The 945-nt window shown below is 64.6% G+C and carries 1 protein-coding gene; it reads left to right on the top strand.

Annotated features, from left to right (window positions below):
- On the top strand, positions 1-863 hold an 863-nt coding region (locus ACFFUC_RS12460; protein WP_377686688.1), incomplete at its 5' end, for a pyridoxal-phosphate dependent enzyme.
- Positions 864-945: the final 82 nt, after the last annotated feature.

The raw sequence follows: 945 nt of genomic DNA, 5'->3' as shown, positions 1-945 counted from the left end.
GGATGCTCAACGAGCTGACGGGGGCTGAGCTGTTCTTCAAATGCGAGAACCTGCAGAAAGCCGGGGCCTTCAAGGCCCGCGGCGCCTCCAATGCGGTGTTTTCGCTCAGCGACGAGCAGGCGGCGCGCGGGGTTGCCACGCATTCGAGCGGCAACCACGGCACCTGCCTGAGCTATGCGGCCAGCCGTCGCGGCATCCCCTGCACGGTTGTGATGCCCTCGACCGCGCCCCAGGCGAAAAAGGATGCGGTTCGCGGCTATGGCGCGCGGATCGTGGAATCCGAGCCCTCGACCAGCTCGCGCGAGGCGGTTTTCGCCGAAGTCGTGGCCTCGACCGGCGCGGAATTCGTCCATCCCTATAACGACTGGCGCGTGATTGCGGGTCAGGCGACCTGTTCGGCCGAGCTGATCGAGCAGGTCGAGGGTCTCGATGCGGTCGTGGCCCCGATCGGCGGCGGCGGCATGGTCTCGGGGACGTGCCTGACGCTCTCGAACCTCGCGCCGAACGTCAAGATCTACGCGGCCGAGCCGCTCAATGCCGATGACGCCGCGCGCAGCTTCCGCGCCGGCCGCATCATCGCCGACGACGCGCCGGTGACGGTTGCGGACGGGCTCAAGGTCCCGCTCAAGGAGCTGACCTGGCATTTCGTGCGCAATCACGTCACCGATATCCTCACCGCGACCGAGGAAGAAATCGTCGATGCGATGAAGCTGATCTGGAAGCGCATGAAGATCGTGATGGAGCCTTCGAGCGCCGTGCCTCTGGCCACGATCATCAAGAACCGCGACCTTTTTGCCGGCAAACGCGTCGGTCTGATCATTACCGGCGGCAATGTCGATCTCGACAAGCTGCCCTGGAACTAAGGAGCCAACCCCATGAACATCAAAGCTGACCTTGCCGGTTACGAAGTCGGTTTCGACATCCCCGCGCTGCCGGGGATGGACG

The sequence above is a fragment of the Paracoccus cavernae genome (assembly GCF_042430175.1).
GTDB lineage: Bacteria > Pseudomonadota > Alphaproteobacteria > Rhodobacterales > Rhodobacteraceae > Paracoccus > Paracoccus cavernae.
Note: the sequence above shows the minus strand (reverse complement) of the source record. Positions and strands in the feature narration are given on the sequence as shown.